The organism is Neobacillus notoginsengisoli (assembly GCF_003515685.1).
Lineage (GTDB): Bacteria > Bacillota > Bacilli > Bacillales > Cytobacillaceae > Bacillus_D > Bacillus_D notoginsengisoli.
Genome location: NZ_QWEG01000009.1, coordinates 160,337 through 175,005, shown reverse-complemented (window position 1 = coordinate 175,005; position 14,669 = coordinate 160,337). Strand labels below are relative to the sequence as shown.

General features: G+C 46.6%; 14 protein-coding genes. 3 read left to right on the top strand and 11 right to left on the bottom strand.

Annotated elements, in window-relative coordinates; translation table 11 throughout:
- Window positions 1-10: 10 nt before the first annotated feature.
- Window positions 11-1,585: a M2 family metallopeptidase gene (locus D1B31_RS15090; protein WP_118921828.1), complete on the top strand. Its 1,575-nt coding sequence runs from the start codon at window positions 11-13 to the stop codon at window positions 1,583-1,585.
- Between the two features lie 931 nt (window positions 1,586-2,516).
- On the opposite strand, the gene D1B31_RS15085 is transcribed toward D1B31_RS15090, so the two are convergent.
- From D1B31_RS15085 to D1B31_RS15045, 9 genes are all read right to left on the bottom strand, one after another.
- A complete protein-coding gene (locus tag D1B31_RS15085) occupies window positions 2,517-3,860 on the bottom strand; it encodes an ABC transporter permease (RefSeq protein ID WP_118921826.1) in 1,344 nt (447 codons plus the stop codon).
- Window positions 3,857-4,546 (bottom strand): ABC transporter ATP-binding protein, encoded by a 690-nt coding sequence (locus D1B31_RS15080; RefSeq protein WP_118921824.1) that lies wholly within the window; start codon window positions 4,544-4,546, stop codon window positions 3,857-3,859. The genes D1B31_RS15085 and D1B31_RS15080 overlap by 4 nt, the downstream gene beginning before the upstream one ends.
- A 24-nt stretch (window positions 4,547-4,570) precedes the next feature.
- On the bottom strand, window positions 4,571-5,092 hold the full coding sequence (locus D1B31_RS15075) for an RNA polymerase sigma factor (RefSeq protein ID WP_118921822.1): 522 nt from the start codon (window positions 5,090-5,092) through the stop codon (window positions 4,571-4,573).
- A gap of 14 nt (window positions 5,093-5,106) precedes the next feature.
- Window positions 5,107-7,092, bottom strand: coding sequence for a DUF6449 domain-containing protein (locus D1B31_RS15070; RefSeq protein WP_118921820.1), 1,986 nt, complete (start codon window positions 7,090-7,092; stop codon window positions 5,107-5,109).
- Window positions 7,067-7,966: an ABC transporter ATP-binding protein gene (locus tag D1B31_RS15065; RefSeq protein WP_118921818.1), complete on the bottom strand. Its 900-nt coding sequence runs from the start codon at window positions 7,964-7,966 to the stop codon at window positions 7,067-7,069. The genes D1B31_RS15070 and D1B31_RS15065 overlap by 26 nt, the downstream gene beginning before the upstream one ends.
- Window position 7,967: 1 nt before the next feature.
- Window positions 7,968-8,345, bottom strand: a complete 378-nt coding sequence (locus tag D1B31_RS15060; RefSeq protein ID WP_118921816.1) for a GntR family transcriptional regulator — start codon at window positions 8,343-8,345, stop codon at window positions 7,968-7,970.
- A gap of 405 nt (window positions 8,346-8,750) precedes the next feature.
- A complete protein-coding gene (locus tag D1B31_RS15055) occupies window positions 8,751-10,124 on the bottom strand; it encodes an MATE family efflux transporter (protein WP_118921813.1) in 1,374 nt (457 codons plus the stop codon).
- Between the two features lie 170 nt (window positions 10,125-10,294).
- The gene (locus tag D1B31_RS15050; RefSeq protein ID WP_118921811.1) at window positions 10,295-10,543 is read right to left on the bottom strand and encodes a glutaredoxin family protein; all 249 of its coding nucleotides are present in this window, start codon (window positions 10,541-10,543) and stop codon (window positions 10,295-10,297) included.
- Window positions 10,544-10,558: 15 nt separating this feature from the next.
- Window positions 10,559-11,041, bottom strand: a complete 483-nt coding sequence (locus D1B31_RS15045) for a hypothetical protein (protein ID WP_240035279.1) — start codon at window positions 11,039-11,041, stop codon at window positions 10,559-10,561.
- Between the two features lie 193 nt (window positions 11,042-11,234).
- On the opposite strand from D1B31_RS15045, the gene D1B31_RS15040 reads away from it, so the two are divergent.
- Window positions 11,235-11,696, top strand: coding sequence for a hypothetical protein (locus D1B31_RS15040; protein ID WP_118921809.1), 462 nt, complete (start codon window positions 11,235-11,237; stop codon window positions 11,694-11,696).
- Between the two features lie 842 nt (window positions 11,697-12,538).
- On the opposite strand, the gene D1B31_RS15035 is transcribed toward D1B31_RS15040, so the two are convergent.
- Together D1B31_RS15035 and D1B31_RS15030 are read right to left on the bottom strand one after the other, a co-directional pair.
- Complete coding sequence (locus D1B31_RS15035; RefSeq protein WP_118921807.1) at window positions 12,539-13,282, bottom strand: Cof-type HAD-IIB family hydrolase; 744 nt, start codon at window positions 13,280-13,282, stop codon at window positions 12,539-12,541.
- 129 nt (window positions 13,283-13,411) lie between these two features.
- Entirely contained in the window at window positions 13,412-14,146 is a 735-nt protein-coding gene (locus D1B31_RS15030) for a polysaccharide deacetylase family protein (RefSeq protein WP_118921805.1), read from the bottom strand.
- A 104-nt stretch (window positions 14,147-14,250) separates the two neighbouring features.
- Here D1B31_RS15030 and D1B31_RS15025 point away from each other — a divergent pair, with 104 nt between their 5' ends.
- The gene (locus D1B31_RS15025; protein WP_118921803.1) at window positions 14,251-14,664 is read left to right on the top strand and encodes a VOC family protein; all 414 of its coding nucleotides are present in this window, start codon (window positions 14,251-14,253) and stop codon (window positions 14,662-14,664) included.
- The last annotated feature ends 5 nt before the right edge of the window (window positions 14,665-14,669 follow it).

The following is a 14,669-nucleotide window of genomic DNA, read 5'->3' as shown; positions in this document are numbered from 1 at the left end:
AGCGATTACAATGGAAAGCTTGGAACAATTTTTGCGGGAATTGAACGAAAAGATGAAGCTACTCACGAGAGAGGTTACCGAAGCGAGCTGGAAAGCGCAGACAACCGGAGACCCGGAATGGGCCGAAAAACTTACGAAGGCCAGTACAGCACACAGCTTGTTTTTTGCCAATAAGGATACATACGAAAATGCGCAGCAATTCTTACAACAGGATGGATTGGATTTGGTGCAAAAGCGAGAGCTCGAGGTATTCGTGAATAATATGAAGAGCAAACAGCTTCCCGAGGAAATTCTTGCTGACCTTTCAAAAAGGTCAGCCGAACTGAACTTGCGTTTTAATACATACTCACCTGAGGTAGATGGAAAAGCTTATTCCGCCAATGATATTAGAGATGTTTTAATGAATAGCGAGGACTTGGAGCTCCGGAAAAAAGTCTGGTATGCGAGTAAAGAGGTAGGCGCGGTTGTTGAAAAAGATTTGCTAAAGCTGGTCGGGAAGCGCAATGAAGCTGCCAGGCTGCTTGGTTACGACAATTACCATCAGATGGCATTCGATCTGCAAGAGCTTGACCGCGATGAAGTGTTTTCGATCTTCCGGAAGCTTGTCGAGCAATCGGACGAAACTTACCGGACGATGAAGGCAGAATTGGATGAGCGGCTTGCGGCGAAGTTCGGAATTGATGTGTCCGAAATTAGGCCTTGGCACTATGTCGACCCGTTTTTCCAGGAAGCTCCTCCTTCAGAGGTGACCAATCTTGACCGTTTTTATAAAGGAAAGGACCTTGTCCAGCTGACAACCGATACGTTTAACGAGATGGGCATCGAAGTGACCGACCTTTACGGGAAGAGCGATCTTTACCCGCGCGACAAGAAAAACCCGACTGCCTTTTGCACCGATATGGACCGCGCTGGGGATGTCCGGGTATTATGCAACCTGACCGAGAGCGCTTATTGGATGGAAACAAATTTGCATGAATTCGGCCATGCCGCTTATTTCAAATATGTCGATGACTCCCTGCCATTCAGCCTGCACACGTACAGCCATATCCTGACAACCGAAGCAATTGCGATGCTTTTTGGCAAAATGGGCAAGGATCCGCGCTGGCTGAAACAGTTTTTGCAGCTGGATGAAGCAACCGTTGCCGAATTGACTCCAGAGCTGGAAAAATACCAGCAGCTGCAAATGCTCATTGCCGCGCGCTGGACGATTACGTTCGTCTTTTTTGAAAAAGAGCTGTACGAGAATCCAGAGCAGGATTTGAACTCATTATGGTGGAAAACCGTCCAGGAAATCCAGCTTGTCACCCCGCCTGATGAGGTGGACAATCCGGACTGGGCCGCGAAAATTCATTTCACGCTTGCGCCTGTTTACTATCAAAATTACGCCCTTGGTGAACTCGTGGCTGCTCAATTGCAGCGGTACATTGAGCGTAATGTGTCACCTGAGTTTTTTACTGAAGAAACTGGCAAATTGCTTATTGAGTCCTTTTTTAAGCCGGGTGCCCTTTCTCCTTGGAATGAAAAAACCCTTCGCGTGACCGGTGAGAAGTTGAATCCGCAATATTTTGCGGAGTTGTATTGTTAATCGGTTTCGGGTGGCGCTTTCGGGCGTTTGCTCTAATAGTTTGATATGGCCCCTTTGAGTGACTGACCCCGGCCGGGTTTGGCTGGGGGTTTTTGGTGTTTGGGTTTGTGATGGATCGTTACTGCCTTCTGTTCGGACAAATAACTGGGGTTCTACGCTCTGGCTGTCCGAAGAAACATTAGCTTGGGACAGTTAACCGGGATTCTTTGCATCTGCTGTCCAAAGATGCATTAGCTTGCGACAGTAACTGGGATTCTTTGCATCTACTGTCCCAAGATGCATTAGCTTGGGACAGTCAACCGGGATTCTTTGCTCCAACCGTCCCAAGTTGCATTTGCTTGGGACAGCATACTGCGATTCTACGCATCCGCTGTCCGAAGACGACCAAGGTTCGGACAGGAAACTACAATTATGCGCACCAGCTGTCCGAAGACGAGCCTTGTTCGGACAGAAAACTACGATTCTACGCACCTGCTGTCCGAAGACGCCCCATGTTCGGACAGAAAACTACGATTCTACGCCCAGGCTGTCCGAAGACGCCCCATGTTCGGACAGTATACTACGTTTCTACACACCAGCTGTCCGAAGACAACCAATGTTCGGACAGGAAAATACGATTCTACGTACCGGCTGTCCAAAGGCACCTCATGTTCGGACAGGAAACCTATTTCCAGGGCGCCGGCTGTCCGAAGTCACCCTACGTTCGGACAGAAAACTAGGATTCTTTGCACCCTGCTGTCCGAAGCCGCCATGTTCAGACGACAATCTAGGATTCTCCGCCAGCCCCATCAGTCTAAACAACTCCATTCAAAAGCTTTTTTGCAAAAACAAGCCCTTTACAACCCCCTTATGTTTACAAAGCCCCAGCCACATGAAAACAAAATGAATATAAAAAGAGCACCACCAAATCAAAACTGGGTGCTCTTACCTATTAAACTTCCCGTCTCAACGCACTTAGCACATCCACCTTCGTTGCGCGCTGGGCCGGACGCAGCCCGGACAGGATTGTGACGACATAACAAATCACAAAGCTGATGACCGGCAAAGTCCATGGGATGCTGCTGAATGTCAAGCCCTTCGGCGGCTCTTCGCCAAAGGCCTGCTGGATGATTAACGGGATCCCTAAATTGACAGCAAAGCTGATTAAATAAGCAACCGCCGTCCCTATCAAGGCCCCGATGATGCCAATATATGAGCTTTCAAGCAGGAAGATGCTTTTTATCGTTTTCGGGTTGGCGCCGATGGCTTTCATGATGCCGATATCTTGCGAGCGTTCGGTCACTGCCATTGTCATCGTGTTGTAAATGCCGATGGACGCGATCAATACTGCGATTGTTCCGATGAAGATCAAGCCGGCCTTTACAATCGTGAAAATCAAGTCTACTTCTTTCAGCTCTTTCAGAACGGAGTATGTCATATAATCGTCTTTTTCGAGCTTCTCCGTAATGCCTTTGACTGCTTCAAGGTTTGTTGCATACACTTTTACTTCATCGTAGGCGGGCAGCACGAAACCGTCGTCATTTTGATTGGCGGGATCCATTACCGCCCCCCTCGGCGTACCAGTGAACTCTTCAATCTGCTTCAACAACCCGTCTGAAATAAACACCGTCCGGTCAAACACCCATTCCTTCGTCGGTTGTTTCCTAATTCCTACTACCGTTACGTCAAACGTTTTTTCAACTTCTTTGCCGTCCTCCATCTTGTTGACGGTCATCGTCAGTGTTTTCCCTATCAGTGAATCTTTGAACTTGAACTCATCTATTAATCTGCCTTTATTATCATACAGTTGCTCCCCATCAGTGTCGTTCGGGAGAAACCCATCGATAAAGTTGTAGCCGAGAATGATTTCATTGTCTTTTTCAGCCACACGCCCTTCCGCAAGTTCAAAGCCTGCCTTCAATTCGGAAGGCATATGGGCGACGACGGTCTTGTTGTACGCTTCATAGTTCCCCAATCGGAAAATCCCGTCCTGCTGGAGGCTTTTCCTTCTAACCACCGACTTGACGTTTCCCATTTTTTCAAACTTGGCAATATCCTCATCGGAAATGCCCTGAAAACCACTTTCTTCATTTTGTTTCCCATGTACTTGAATCTCGGTAACAATCTGCCTCCCGGTAATCTCCTTCACAATGGAAGAATGAAGGCCGAAGCCAACCGAAGCCAGGACAATCAAAAAAGCGGTACCCATCGCTGCGGCAAGGATGGTCATAAAGATTCTCGTTTTGCTCTTTTTCATATTTTGCCGGACGAACCGGAACTGATCTTTCAATTTCATGCAAATTCCTCCTCTAATACCTTGCCATCGCGAAGTTCAATCGACCGGTGACCCATTCTTGCGACCTGCTCATCATGAGTGATAATTAAGAAGGTTATCCCCATCTCCTCGTTCAGCTGCACGATGAATTCAAGTAGCTCCTCTTCTGTTTCACTATCTAGGCTCCCGGTTGGTTCATCAGCGAGGATAATCGGCGGATTGACGACGAGCGCCCTTGAAATACTGACGCGCTGCTGCTGCCCGCCTGAAAGCTCGCCTGGATAATGGTCCTTATACTCGAGCAGGCCGACTTTTGCCAACATTTCTTCGGTTTTTCTTTTCCGCTCTGCTTCGCCCATTCCTTGCAAAACTAGCGGAAGTTCAACATTCTCGTAAGCTGTCATGCTCTGAATCAATTGAAAGCTTTGAAAAATGAAACCTAATTTATTTATTCGGAAATCGGCGAACTTCGCTTCACTCAAATTCGTTACAACCGTTCCGTCAATGACAATTTCGCCCTGTGTTGGCCGGATAAAGCCGCTCACCAAGTTTAATAGAGTCGATTTCCCTGAGCCGCTTCTGCCGACAACGGTCACGATTTCCCCTTTGTTGACAGTCAAAGAAATATCCTTTAGGACAGGGATAATCGTCTTGCTCCCCTTTTTCCCGATTTCAAACTGATGGGACAGATTTTTTATCGTAATCATTTTATAGTCTCCTAATCTATGAATTTAAGCGGGATATTTCTCCAACATCGCTTTCCTGAGCTGTTTTCTTGCCCGGTAAAGCCTTGTCCTGACCGTTGCTGACTTCAGATTCAACCTCGAGGCTATTTCTGGCTCCTTCAATCCGAAGTCGACTCTTAAAATCATCACCTTCCGATAGTCGGGGGCCATCCCGAATAGTGCTTCGCGCACATCTTCCTGGAGGAGGATGAAGTCGAATTTCTTCTCTGTCGACTCCGATACACCTTTTTCGGTAATCTTCTGTTCCATCACAGTCTGGTCAGCCGGGAGCCAGCGTTTCCGCTGCTCCCCCCTGACGAAATCGATTGCCGTCCTCCTTGCTACAGCGGAAAGCCAAGCCCCGACTTTCGTGAGATCTTGGATCGTATCCATTTTATTAAATGCTTTCAGAAAGCTTTCTTGTACGATATCTTCGGCAAGATAGCTGTCTTTGATTATGCTGTAAGCGATTTGGTGCATTCTTTGGGAGTAGGTTGCATACAGCTCGTTAAAATCTAGTTCCGCCATCCTTCATCCCCCTCTCATTTCGCAAAATGCGTCTTTATAAAACCAGGCGCATTCTTTTCACTAAAAGTCCTTATTTCCTTTGTGTTGCTTTGTTTATACACAAAAAGAGCCATATAATCTCCGCCCTGGTACCAGTCGTAGCCAGCCTGATCCAGTGCTGCCTGGATTTGCTCTTTATTTTTGATTTTCAACGTTTCGGAATCTTTTTCCAGCGGCCTGATCAGCCATTCCTCCGGATCCCCTTTGTCCCGCCAGTCAGCTGTGTCAGCAAAGTTCTTGGAAACTAGGATGTAGTTTATATCTTTTGGCATGATGGTCGCTTGCTCCAACAGCCCTTTTTCCTTCAGCCAGCCGCGGAATTCCATATAAGATGATTTCAATTCTAGATTGAATTGATCCGCTTTGGACATTATTTCAATCGTTGTGGACGTTCCAATTGGAGATTTCCATTCTTCATATGTTTCGTTTTCCACTTCTCTTTTCAAAATTTCCATCGCATCCCGTATTTCAGTTTGATCAGCAATGACGACAGATTTTCCTATGTCTACGCCATCTCTTATGCTAATACGGCGTACTGAATCGTCCTTTATTTTGAAAAGAGGGTTTGTTGCATGTTTATACTCGTTGCTCATGTAGATGGGCCTGAGCCATTTTTCATATGCAAGCTGATTGATCCGGTATTCTCTGACGGTCTTTTTCCCGTCCGTTTTTTCATAAATGAAATAGAAGGATTGAGTATTGCGCAAATCCCGTTTGTTCCCTTTTTCATTGACAATGATTTCAGCGTGCAGCTTCCTGACCGATTCAACCGCCTCACTGCTTTTTAACGGGTCGGCTGTATAGAGGGCATTTTCTTCCGGTGATGAGTAAATATAGTTTGCCAGTGTGACACTCTTAATCTCGTCCTGTACTGGAACGTATTTTTCATAAGCTCCAAGCGACTGAACCCCCGTTAGCAAAAGAACAATGATGCCGCTGTAGACAGCGAAGCTGCGTAAATTCAACAGGCTGAACACCCGCCACGTTTTTTGCAGAACCATTTCGGCGACAAAATAGCCTAGCACTGTCCCGAACGCGTATCCGAACACAAGCCAGCCGAACGTCCGCTGGTATTCACCAAAGTACAGACCGCCAACCATCATCGTACAGACAGTCACGCCGAACTTGAAGATTGCTCTTAGAGAACCGAAGGCAATCGCTTCAGATGCGGCTTCCGTCTTTCTTTTTTTGTAAATCAGCAAGGCCAGCACGTATAAAATGGCCGAAATGGCTAGATAAAGCAGAAGGGATTTCCAGCCAATCTTGCCGTCCGGACTTTCTAAAAACGTGAAATGGGTAATCGGCGACATGAGTTCCAGCTTCCTGATTTGGTAATAGCTGCTTGGAAAACCGTAAAGAAGCATGCCCAGATTGTAAGTCAATAAAACCGAGATGCCCGCCGGGAATAAGAGAAAAATATACGTCAGGACAGCCTGGACAACCGAAATGCCAGTCACCATCGCGACAAAGACGCCGGCAAAATAGATAACTAGGTTGAAAACAGCTGTAATCCCAGTCCACACCCATATATCTTCATAGCTGTAAAAATTGCTCCAGCCGGTTACATTGTGCAAAAACATGAGGATCACGGCGATGAGGATAATCGGGAGCAAAAGAAAGACGATTCCGGAAAGTGTATAAAAATGAAAGATCCGTTCTCTGCCTACGGGCAGGCTGTGCATCAGATCCACCCACTGCCTCACCTGGAGGAAACGGAATAAAAAGACTGACAGCAGCACGGGCGCGGCGATGAGCAGGATAAATTGAATGGCGAAATCGTACTGGAACAGATGGGTATAAGGCGTCCATTCGGTATAAGCCGATTCACTGTCCATCATCATCATCATCCTGATCGGCAGCACGAACAACAGCCCAAGGAAATAAACGATTGAAATCCAACCGACATTCCTTCCGATCTGGAGGAATAAATCCCGATTAAACAATGACATTCTTGATGGCATAGCCGATATCCCCCATTTCGTAGATGAAAATTTCTTCCAGTGTCAAGGAAAGCCAGTCGAAAACGACCGGATTTGTTTTCCGGATTGAACGGACGATATCCTCTTCATTTCCCCTGACGATTAAAAGCAGGATACTGCCGCGTTTTTCGGAATGAAGCACATTCAGTTGCGGAAGAAGCCCTTCCGGAACCCCGTCTTTATACGCGAGCTGAATTTTATGCACATCCGATTTCAAGTCGTCAATGTCCTTTTCCAATAGCAGCCGGCCTTGATGAAGGATCCCGACATGGTCGCAAAAGTCCTCAATCTCTCGCAAATTGTGCGATGAGACCACAATCGTCATTTCCCGTTCGGCCACGTCCTGGATGAGCAGGTTCTTTACCTTTTTCCTGACGACCGGATCGAGGCCGTCCATCGGCTCATCAAGGATTAACAGCTCGGGCATCGTCGATAATCCAAGCCAGAAAGCTACTTGGCGTTGGACGCCTTTTGAAAAGGTATGGATTTTCTTATTTACATTTATATCAAATGCTTCTTGCAGCTTATCGTAACGCTCCTCGTTCCAGTTGCTATACAGGCTTCGGTAAAACCTCGCCATTTGTTTTGTTGTGTACTGCCGCAAAAAATACGGCTGGTCCGGTATGTAAAAGATGCGGTTCTTCAAAGAAATGTTTCCGTAAACAGCCTTGCCATCAATGGTGACCTCGCCGTTGTCCTGTTCGTAAATGCCTGCCAATAGCTTGATCACAGTCGTCTTTCCCGCGCCATTCGACCCGATCAGTCCGTAAACAGAGCCTCGATTGATATGTAAGTCAACCTTCCTGAGTGCAGGTTGATGATTGAATGCTTTCTCTATTTTTTTCATCTGAATCATTTTAGTTCGCCCCCTTTTTGGCATCTGTTTCTATAATCAGGGCTTTCAATTCTTCGACCGTCACGCCAAGATACAAAGCCTCCAAAACAAGCTTTTCCAATTCCTGCATCAATTCTGAAATCTTTTCTTTCTCAGTCCCTTTTGCAATGGGATTCACGAAACTGCCCTTGCCTTTCAGCGAATAAATGAACCCCTGTACCTCCAGCTCCCGGTACGCTTTCTGGATTGTATTCGGATTAATCGTCAGCTCCTGGGCAAGCGTCCGGACAGACGGCAGCTGCTCATCGGTCTTAAGGACTTCTGTCGTAATCAGTTCCTTCATCTTCTCAACGAGCTGCTCATAAATCGGCTTCCGGCTCCTCAGGTCAAGATCGAACATGATGACCCCCTATCTGTACTAGGTGTACTATTACTCGTAATACAGTTGATTATATGCCAAGCTTTGGCAAAATGGAAGAGGTTTTTTAAAATTTTTAGGAGTGGGGGTTTTTGTGTGGCTGCTTTACCTCGGGGGTGTGGTCTCGAATCAGAATGGACGTTTTCTTGACATTGGAATTGCCGTTGATCAGCTAACTTTTGTGAACTGGATTTACGATGCAGTTTATACGCTTTTTGGCAAAGTCTCTCTCGCGTATTGGGGGTTTGCGTGACAGTAAAAACGATTTTTGCCAGGGAAGTGTCACGCTGCCAGGTTTTGAGTGACAGTTAACCCACTCCAGACTGACGGCAAGCAGCGATTTCCCGGGTTTTCCCAACAAAAAAAAGCCTCTAACCCGTCAATGGGTTAAAGGCTTTCGGCAAGCTGATCTGTCTGGATAAATTTCTTTTTCTGGATATAAATAAGCCGTGCGGACAGGACGATGCTTGCCACGAGTAAACCGATCGTCAAGCCAATCCAATAACCCGGCGCGCCCAATCCGGTGTTATGGGCGAGGAAATAGCCGGTTGGCAGGCAGATGAGCCAATAGGATACGAGCGTCATGACAAACGCCGGATTGACATCCTTGTAGCCGCGAAGCGCGGCCATTGCTGTCGCCTGGATCGCATCGGCAATCTGGAAAAACAGCGCGTAAATGAGGAACGAAGCCGTTAGCGCAATGACGGCGGCATCATTCGAATACAGAGCGGCGACCTGATCACGGAATAGCACGACAAGAATCCCCGTCCCGGTCGCAATGATGGCGGCGAGGTAAATTCCGAGCCAGCTGTACGCCTTGGCATCCCGGTATCTGCGCGCACCAACCTCGAACCCAACTAGAACCGTCTGTGCCATCGAAATCGAAATCGGGACCATGTACAGGAAGGAAACGATGTTCAGCGCGGACTGGTACGCAGCGATGGTGGTGACACTGAAGCGTGAAATCAAGATGGTGACAACCGCGAACATGCTCGTTTCAAAAAAAGCCGACATGCCCATCGGGACACCGATTTTTAGGATTTCGGCGAATTTTGCGCGAGAGAAATTTTTAAAAGCCTCAAGTGAAACATAAGCCGAAAATGGCTCTTTTGATATGATGAAAAAAGCAGTGATTCCGGCGATGACCCAATAAGTGACCGATGTGGCGATTCCAGCCCCTGCCCCGCCGAGTTCCGGAAACCCAAGGTTCCCGAAAATGAGACAATAGTTTAAAAAAATGTTGACTGGAAGCCCCATCAAAAGAATGACCATGACCATTCTGGTTTTGCCAAGCGCATAAATGAACGAGCGCAGCACGTTGAAGATGAACAGCGGAATAATTCCGAGGCTGAGGCCGATAAGATAGTGATGGGCCGTTTTATGGACGCGCGGATCAAGGTCCATGGCGTTTAAGAGCGGATTCAGGATCAACGCTCCGACTGCGATGACAATCACGGCAATCGCCAGGGCAAGATAAATCCCATGTGACAGGATTGACGATACTTCATGATTCTTCTTTTCGCCAAACCGCTGGGCGGCGATCGGCGAGACAGCGAGAAGAATTCCGCTCAAACCGATGAAAACCGGATTCCAGATCGATGACCCAATCGCCACTCCCGCCAGGTCGGACGGATTGTATTTTCCCGACATGATCGTGCTGAAAAACACCATCGAAAACATTCCCAGCTGGGTAATCAGAATCGGAATGAGCATAATGGAAATTTGTTTGATTTTTTCTTTCATTGTGAATGTTTGATACATATTAAAACTCCCATGGCAAAATGAAATTCGAAAAGCCCGTTCCGCGCTGTATGGCGGACGGTTTCATTTGCAAAATAATTTTATAACACTATTAGTCCTACATTAGGATAACCCCGAGCCTAGTGCTAAGGAAGGCTTTTGCCCGTTTTAGACAACTCGATGAGAGTTTTCTATATGGCCTTTGTTTTGGCAAGCGCAATGATTTCTTTCAAATCATTTGTGAACCCTTTTACAGCTTTGCCACTGAAAACCGTGACGGGTACACCAAGATAGCCGTAGCGCTCAACCTCTTTTTGGAAACCGGCGTCAACGCTGATGTCTCTTGTCTCAAACGGAATCCCCTCTTCTTTAAGCACGCTTTTGACCATCGTGCATTCAATGCAATCATTGGTTGTGTAGACAATGACTTTTTCCTCCACCTTCTATCTCCCCTTTTACAAAAATATATGCCCTAAAGCAAACGCGATAAAAATGAACGCCATTGTGTAATGAAATTTACGTCGCTTACCCGTTGCTTTTTGTCTCCTCCGGTAGCCGCTGTACAACAAAACGCTAAGCACAAGAATAGCAACTGCGCCGCTGGCCGTTTTTGCCTGAAAGAGGCTGCCAAAATGTGCGTACCCCATAAACATTGCATGGGTTAGGATGAGCAACGTAGCCGTGACCGCAAATGGCACATGGTATTTCATCATTTTCTTTGAAGTTTTGGCGAGACTCACTTTTACGTCGCGAATCCTGCTTTTCCTGATTAATAGGAAAACAAAATACATATTGAGATTGACGAGGAACAAAATGAATGCTCCCTGGCCGAGCAGCTTGCCAAAAAGCACGGCATTGGAATCATACCCTCGATAGATGCTTACCGACATGATTACAAGTATAGTCAAACCATTCGTTAAGAGCCAGCGGAAAATCATACTTTCTTTCCCCCCTCATCTCTTTTCTATTTTGTCAAGTTATTTATTTGGAAAATTCACAAAATTTACTCTTCTTGAAAACGTTTTCGCTATTGTATAATGGCTCAAATACTTTTTTCCGTACAGATTGTTTAAAAGTTGAATATATATTTAACAATGATAACAGAGAAAAACGAAAATGGGGGAAAACATCATGATTTGCTTTTGCGAAGAACTGGACAGTGTCCGTTACGGCTTGACAGGAAAGGTTGTCATTCTGGAAGGAAAGGAAACGATTCTGCATGTGTATGGCTTGAAAAGCGGCCACTATCTTGAGCTTGCCGGAATTGATACGCGCCTGCTGACGATGTTCTACAAGTCCATGATCCCTGGCATCGACTGGTTTATTGTTGTTTATGATTATAATAATTTCTGTTCAGACCCCGAAGTGAAGGAAGCGATCATCTGGCACGAACTCGGCCATATCGAGCATCCGGTTGAAAAAGATCAGCATAACGTCGAGTGCGAAATCCGCTGTGACGAATTGGCAATTAAACGGGGATATAAAGAAGGCCTGAAGCGCGTCCTCGATATGACCCAAAAAATGGCCAGCGCGCTGAATAATCAGCTGCTAACGGATATGACGAACGAGCGGCTGATGAGGATGTCAGGCTAAATTAATAGAATTGCGAGTTGACAACGATTTGCGACAGAACCATCTTTTTTTTACGCCGGTGATGTCGCATAAGGCAAGGTTATGCGACAGAACGAACGATTTTTACGACGGTGGTGTCGCATAAGGCAAGGCTATGCGACAGAAACATCGTTTTTTATGTCGGCGATGTCGCATAAGCCAAGGCTATGCGACAGAAACACCGATTTTTACGAAGGCGGTGTCGCATAAAGCAAGGCTATGCGACAGAAACACCGATTTTTACGAAGGCGGTGTCGCATAAAGCAAGGTTATGCGACAGAAACACTGATTTTTACGTCGGCGGTGTCGCATAAAGCAAGGCTATGCGACAGAACGACCGATTTTTACGACGGTGGTGTCGCATAAGACAAGGCTATGCGACAGAACCATCGATTTTTACGTCGGCGGTGTCGCATAAAGCAAGGCTATGCGACAGAAACACCGATTTTTACGACGGCGATGTCGCATAAGGTAAGGCTATGCGACAGAACGACCGATTTTTACGAAAGCGGTGTCGCATAAGACAAGGCTATGCGACAGAACCATCGATTTTTACGTCGGCGGTGTCGCATAAAGCAAGGCTATGCGACAGAAACATCGTTTTTTATGCCGGCGATGTCGCATAAGGCAAGGCTATGCGACAGAAACACCAAGTTTTACCCGTTTGTTGTCCCATAAGACAAGGCTATGCGACAGCATCCCCTCCAAAATCCACCTTGGTTGTCGCATAACCCACGCCAAACGCGATCGCACAACCTAAAACACACGAATAAATAGGAAAATGGCTTGGAGTTTACTCCGAGCCATTTTCTTAGACAAAAAATCTACAAAACCCATTCCCTGATTGCTTTGGCGACCCCGGATTCATTGTTGCTAACCGTTACCCAATCCGCTTCCTGCTTGATGATATCCTGTGCATTGCCCATTGCGACGCCGACGCCCGCTTCTTTTATCATTAAAATGTCATTGAGGCTGTCGCCAACCGCCATGACATTTTCCATCTTGATATCGAGCTTCTCGCAGACTTTATTCAGCGCGACGGCTTTATTGATGCCGACCGCATTTACTTCAAGGTTGGTCGGGCTTGAGTTGCTGATTTCAAGCTCGCCTTTTTCCCGGAGCAGCCCAAGGACAGTTTCTCTTACAGCATCATCCGGAATATCGAAACCGAATTTCAGCCATTCGTGTTGATCGATTGCTTTTGGCATCCTGTTCCGGAATATGTCAGTCGTGCTGATCGCCCAGAAGTTTGTGTTGTGCTTTTTTGATACATCGAACATCCACTGCATGAGCGGCAGGCTGACTGGGTTGCGCTCGACAAGTTCACCCTCAGGCCCATAAATTTCCGCACCATTGATCGTCACCAGGTAGGAGGATAATTGCAAGGAAACGGCATAATCCCGGCATGTCGTCAGATTCCGTCCGGTACTTAACACAACCTTGATTCCTTTTTCCTCTGCCTCTCTGATTGCCTGACGGTTTTCTGCGGACACTTCAAGATTGTCATCCAGAAGCGTTCCGTCCATGTCCAGCGCAATCAGCTTAATATCCAACTGGTCCCTTTGCATTCCATCACACTCCAAGTATCTCTATTCTAGTGTCCATCTTATCACGTTGGATAAGTGGATTGAATTTATTAGCTTTGCAGGCAGCTTGCTCTCTGCAACTCACCGCGTGTTCCTGTGGATTGTTCCTCATCATTGGCCAAGGACAATTTTTGCAAAATCGGCCAGTGTCGTCGAATATTTCACATACAATCTTGGAAGTGTAAAGTTCTCATTCAGCTTGTTTTCTTGGATAAATACCTGCGGAGTTGTGCTTAACCCGAACTGATAGTACTTCTTCGTTTCTTCAAGTACTTTCCGGTTCGTGTTTCCGTACGGGTAAGATAAGGCTATGACCGGTTTCCCGGTAATCTGTTCGATCTTCAGCTTCGAGCCCTCAAGCTCGTGTTGAAGATTTGATGTTTTTGTTAAATCCGGATGGGTTGCCGTGTGTGACTGGATGGAAAACATCCTGCTCGCTGAAAGTGTACGCAAGTCGGCTTGTGACAGGCGGTTCGGGTTGCCAATAAAGTCCGAAATGACAAAAAGTGTGGCAGCCGGCTTGAAAGATGTATCCCGGAGCCTATTGAAGGTTGTCAGTATGTTCAAATTGTTTTTATAGCCGTCGTCGACAGTGATAAAAATCGGCTTTGGGATGCGGTCAACTTCGCCCCATTGCTCAAATGTCAGCGGAGTAAAGCCATTTTCTTTCAAGTACTCCATCTGCTTTTGAAAATTTTCCGGCGTTACATACAGTTCTTTTTGGCCACTGCCCTGGTATTCAGCAATGGAATGGTATATCAAGATCGGGATTTTCTTTGCTGCGTAAGTTTGCGATGGAAAAAGAAGAACGAGTCCAAAAATCAGTATTGAAAATATTTTTGCCAAAACGATCCCCTGCCCTACCAATTATTTTTTCTTAGTGTGAGGCAGGATTAACAAACTTATTAGAGAAATGTTAGTATGGAGTAAATTTGTGAGGAGTGAAGTAATTGAAACAAGTTATTACACCTTATTTAAGCTTTAACGGACAGGCAAGAGCTGCATTGGAGAAGTATAAAGAAATCTTTGGAGGCGACTTGGAGCAGCTGAAAACTTACGGGGAAGCCGACTTCCCCACCCCGCCCGGAGCGGATGACCTGCTGATTCACGGCCGTCTAAAGGTTGGCGAGCTTGTCATCATGGTTTCGGACGCAGCACCAGGCCGAGATGTCACAGTCGGCGGTAACGTCTCCCTCGTACTAGAGTTTGAAAGCGACGAGGAAATCACAAACGCTTACGAGGCACTTTCCAAAAACGGCAGCGTCTTTATGGAGCTTCAGGATACATTCTGGGGGGCAAAATACGCGAAAGTGCGCGACGAGTTCGGCATTACATGGGATTTGAATTACCAAAAGCAAGCGTAAAATGC